A 4,942-nucleotide genomic window follows, 5' to 3' on the forward strand; every position below is an offset into this window, starting at 1 on the left:
CAGCACCGCGGTCGTGCGCGCCTGACGCCGCCGCGCCGCGACCCACAGCACGCAGGCCGTGGCCACCCCGAGGATCCCCGGCACGACGCCCCAGGCCCCCGCGGCCGGGGGCAGCACGAGAGGGAACACCCGCAGCGACAGCAGCGAGCCGATCGCGATCGCCAGGGCCGTGCGCCGCCAGGCGAGCTCCGTGCGCTCGGGCTGCAGCCCCGGGTCGTACAGGCGATCCGGTTCCGCCGCCCCCCGCCGCATCAGGGCCGCCGCCCCGTCAGCGCCACAGCACGCCCGCGAGGACAAGCAGACCGACCGTCACCACGACCACCGCGAGCAGCACGGCGGAGAGCGCCCCGGGCAGCGGCCGCGACTGGCGCAGCGCCCGCTCGGCCCGCATCCACTCGAACCACGCGAGGGGAGCGACCGCGGTGCCCGCGACCATCAGCAGCAGCGACGCCGCGAGCCGGAATCCCGGGTGCAGGTCGAGCCCCAGCACCTCCAGGGCCACACCGCCCGCGATCAGCGCGAGGCCGGTGCGGGTCCAGGCCAGGAACGTGCGCTCGTTCGCGAGCGAGAACCGCGGATCGGGCTCCTCACCCACGCGGTAGACGGAGGCGGGGAAGCGGCGCATGGCCTCATCGTAGCGGCGCATCCGCCGCTCAGCGCTCGTGCACGGGACGCCCGGCGAACCAGGTCGACACGACCTCCGTGTGCACGATCTCCTCGGCGGGCCCGGCGATCGCGTCGCGCTCCAGCACCACGAAGTCCGCGGACTTGCCCGCCGTGAGGGAGCCCGTCTCGGCGCCGAGACCCATCGCGGTCGCGGCGTTGATCGTGAACACCTCCAGCGCCTCCTCGGCCGTGAGCGCCTGCTCCGGCCACAGCGTGCCCGGCGCGCGTCGGAGCGGATCGGCGCGAGTCACCAGACCCTGCAGTCCCTCCAGGGTGTTCGGCGACTCGCTCACCGGCCAGTCCGAACCGCCGGCGACGAGGGCGCCCGCGTCGAGCAGCGACCGGTTGGGCTGCGAGTGCTCGGCCCGCGCGCCCAGCACGTCGGCCAGCGCCTGCGGGATCACGCCCGGGTACCAGATGAAGGGCGAGATGTCGGCCGAGACGTCGAGTGCCGCCAGCCGCGGGATGTCGCTCTCGGCGAGGAACTGTCCGTGCGCGATCTGCACGGGCGTGGTGAACCCCTCCGCCCTGAGCTGCTCCGCGGCGTCGAGCACGAGCCGCGCCGAGCCGTCGCCCGTGCAGTGCACCTTGGCGCCCAGGCCGCGGGCGGCGACCGTGCGCAGCCAGCCGGTGAGCTCGTCGAGGGTCATGGTCGTCTCGCCGTGGAAGTGCGCGCCGTGCACCGGGTCGGCGGGGTACGGGTCGAGGAACGAGGCGGTGCGCGCGGGCGGCACGCCGTCGAGGAAGATCTTCACGAAGTCCGGCCGGTGGTGGGCGGTGCGATACTCCTCGCCGCGGTCGAGCAGGGGACTGCCGATCGGGTCGAAGCCGAAGATCTCGTCGTTGATGAGCAGCGACGACACCACCCACGCGTGCAGCTCGTCCGCGCGGTCGAGCCCGGCGAGCGCGGCCAGGATGTCGACCGAGACCCCCGCGTCCTGGAAGGCCGTGATCCCGAACGAGTTCAGCAGCTCGACGCCGCGGCGGGAGGCGGCCGCGTGCTGCTCCGGGGTGAGTCCGCCGCTGCGGTCGTACGCCTCCTGCACCGGGATGCCCGCCGCCTCCAGCAGCACGCCGGTCGGGGTGCCGTCGTCGGGGTCGAGCAGCGTGACGCCGCCCGCCGGGATGCTGCCGGCGGTGATGCCCGCCAGCTCCAGCGCCCGGCTGTTCGCCCAGCGGTTGTGCCGGGAGTCCTCCATGAGCGCGACCGGGCGCCCGCCCGCCGCCTCGTCGAGCCGCCGCCGGGTCGCGGTGTTCGCGAGGGTCGGCAGCAGGGTGGTGGCCACGGCGCCGCCGACGATCCACGCGTCCTCCGGCAGCGTCGCCGCCTTCTCGCGCACCCGGTCCAGGATCTCGTCGAGGCTCAGCGACGGCGCCAGCGACAGCTCGAACAGCTCGGTGCGTCCGGCGAGCGCGTGATGGTTGTGCACATCGACGAAGCCCGGATACACGGCGGCGTCGCCGACCTCGAGCGTCCGTGTGCGGCGCCCGCGGAGGCCCTCCACGTCGGCGCGGTCGCCGATGGCGAGGATCCGCCCGTCGCGCACGGCGAAGGCCTCGGCGCGGGGCCGCGTCCGATCGGCCGTGCGGATCGTGGAACCGGTGACGATGAGGTCGGCGACGTCGGTCATGTCAGGCGTCTCCGAAGGTCGCGGGCTCGAGCTCGGGCGTGTGGTGCGTGGTCGACAGCAGTCGTCCGTAGGCGCCGAACGTGAAGTGCGTCGGCACCTCGCCCGACTCGTCCAGGCCGAACAGCACGCCGTGCGAGCGGATCGCGTTCACGTCACGGTGGTCGGCGATGGTGACCGACGCGCACGGGATGACCTTCTCGCGCCACGCGAACACGTAGATGCCCGGTCGCACCTCCCACACGCTGTTCTCGTCGGTGTCGGCCAGGCCGCGCTCCGGGCCGGCGAGGCACTGCCACGAGTACCACCGCGGCGACAGGTACACGTGCTCGTAGGCGTGCTCCTCGCTGTACACCCACTCCACGCGACGTCCGATGAGCGTCGTGGTCGGGGCGGCCTCGGCGCCGGTCACCTCCGTGCCCTCGATGGTGCCCGGCGCGAAGTGGTGCTGCACGCGCGTGCGGCCCTGCTCGGGGGCGGGGAGGATGTCGGAGATCACGGCCAGCGAGCGCCCGTGCCGCAGGTCGAGGATCAGCGACACGGCCTCGTTCGGCAGGTAGCGGTGGTGGAACTGCACGAAGTACAGCTCGTCGTCGACCTCGAACGCCTCGTAGTCGTCGGTGTCGCTCGCGGCCTCGGTGCTGTCGTCGGCGCCGGGACGGTAGTCCCACGTGACGGTGGAGTCGTCGAAGCGGTGCACGATGCGGGTGCCGCGGCCGTCGACCACGGTGATCTCGCGGCCGCTCAGCGCCGTGCTGTGCGGGGCCTTGTTGGCGTCGAAGCCGGGGGCGAGTCCCTCCAGCGGCAGCCACGTGGAGGTGTCTGCGGGGTTCAGCGTCGTCGTCATGGGGTTCCTTCCTTCGGAGGGCGGGGGAGCGGAGCGGATCAGCGGGCGCTGACCCTCTCCAGGTCGGTGGCGAGCCCGTCGTACACGGCGGGCCGGGAGCGCTTGAGGTAGGCGGCGTAGACGATGCCGCCGATCAGCGCGAGCACGAGCAGCAGCGGCATCAGCCGGATCGCGAGCTCCTCGGAGCCGGCGACGATGTTGAAGTTCACGATCGCGAGGATCGAGATCGCGGCGATGCCGAGGAAGCCGATGCCCGGCGCGATGAACGTGCTCCACCAGCGCGGGTCGCCCTGGCGGCGAAAGTACACGACGATCGAGATCGCGGCGAGCCCCTGCAGGATCAGCACGCTCAGGGTGCCGAAGCCCAGCATCGCGGGCACGAGCGTGAGGATGGGGTCGGCGCCGGCGATCGCGAACAGGATCGCGACGATGCCGGCGAACCCGGCCTGCACGATGCCCGCGAGCTGCGGGGCGCCGTTCGCGCGGGTGCGGGCGAGCGCCTGCGGCAGGATCTTCGCCCGGCCCAGCGAGTACAGGTAGCGGGTGGCGGAGTTGTGGAACGCGAGCATCGCGGCGAACAGGCTCACCAGCAGCAGCACCATCATGACGGTGGTCAGCGGGCCGCCCAGGTACTGCTGCGACAGCGAGAAGATCAGGTCGCCGGTGGGCAGGTGCTCCAGCGCCGTGGCCTGCGCCTGCGCCACGCCGGTCGCGCTCACCACGGCCCACGTGGTGACGCCGAGGATCACGCCGATCGCGATGATCGAGGTGTAGGTGGCGCGGGGGATCGTGCGCAGCGGCTGCTTGGCCTCCTCGCTGAACAGCGCGGTCGCCTCGAAGCCGAGGAAGCCGGTCGCCGCCAGCAGCAGGCCGATGGGCAGCGATCCGGAGAACACGGCCTCCGGGCTGAACGCCGACACGTCGTAGCCGGTCTGCACGAGCACCGAGACGTCGAAGATCACGAGCATCAGCACCTCGAGCACGAGGCACACCCCGAGGATCTTCGAGCTGAAGTCCACGCCGATGCGCGCCAGCACGAAGCACACCACGATCGACAGCAGACCCCACACGAGCCAGTTCACGTCGAGGCCGGTGAGGTCGCGGATGATCGTCTGCATGAAGAAGCCGCTCGTGCCGATCGTGCCGACCACGAAGAAGTTGTAGCCGAGCGTGGCGATGAGTCCGGCGACCAGGCCGCCGGTGCGGCCGAGGCCCTTCACGACGAACGCGTAGAACCCGCCGGCGTTGACCAGCTGCTTCGACATCTGCGCGTAGCCCACCGCGAACAGCAGCAGGATCGCCGCGACGAGGAAGAAGGACATCGGGGTCCCTCCGCCGTTGCCGAGGGCGATCGCCAGCGACGCGACGACCACGATCCCGGTCAGCGGGGCGACCGCGGCCAGGACGAGGAAGACGATGCCGGCGACGCCGAGGGCGCCCGGTCGGAGGGAGGTGTGGTGCGGCGTCGTGGACGCGGACAGCTGCTCTGCCACGTCGGCTCCTTTGCTCGGTGACGGCCGTGCGGACACGGCATCGACGACGAGGGGAATCGTCGATAGAGCGAGTCTGCTCGTCGGCCCGGCGCCGCACTTGACCGTGAGCGAAGGACGATGGTGCCACCGTGCACACCCCGCACACGCCCGTGCTGACGCCGTGGCGCGGGGAGCAGGATGACCGGGACGACACCGCCGCCGTTCCCCGCGCACCGCCGGGCACCGGGCGGCAGGGAGGACCACATGGAGCTGCGGCTGGACGGGACGACGGCCCTCATCACGGGCGCGGGCAGCGGCATCGGCCGGGC

Annotated in this window: 5 protein-coding genes; all 5 read right to left on the reverse strand. The window is 72.4% G+C overall.

Annotated features, from left to right (window positions below; translation table 11 throughout):
* Positions 1 to 252 (reverse strand): DUF202 domain-containing protein (locus DW309_RS04630; RefSeq protein ID WP_168387174.1); only part of this gene is annotated, 252 nt, incomplete at its 3' end.
* 16 nt (positions 253 to 268) lie between these two features.
* Positions 269 to 625, reverse strand: a complete 357-nt coding sequence (locus DW309_RS04635; RefSeq protein ID WP_136029142.1) for a YidH family protein — start codon at positions 623 to 625, stop codon at positions 269 to 271.
* Between the two features lie 28 nt (positions 626 to 653).
* The gene (locus DW309_RS04640) at positions 654 to 2,297 is read right to left on the reverse strand and encodes an amidohydrolase (protein WP_136044700.1); all 1,644 of its coding nucleotides are present in this window, start codon (positions 2,295 to 2,297) and stop codon (positions 654 to 656) included.
* 1 nt (position 2,298) lies between these two features.
* On the reverse strand, positions 2,299 to 3,141 hold the full coding sequence (locus DW309_RS04645) for a molybdenum cofactor biosynthesis F family protein (RefSeq protein ID WP_136036980.1): 843 nt from the start codon (positions 3,139 to 3,141) through the stop codon (positions 2,299 to 2,301).
* Between the two features lie 38 nt (positions 3,142 to 3,179).
* Complete coding sequence (locus tag DW309_RS04650; RefSeq protein ID WP_136029148.1) at positions 3,180 to 4,634, reverse strand: APC family permease; 1,455 nt, start codon at positions 4,632 to 4,634, stop codon at positions 3,180 to 3,182.
* Positions 4,635 to 4,942: the final 308 nt, after the last annotated feature.

Source organism: Microbacterium sp. K41, assembly GCF_004794395.1.
Classification (GTDB): Bacteria; Actinomycetota; Actinomycetes; order Actinomycetales; family Microbacteriaceae; genus Microbacterium; species Microbacterium sufflavum.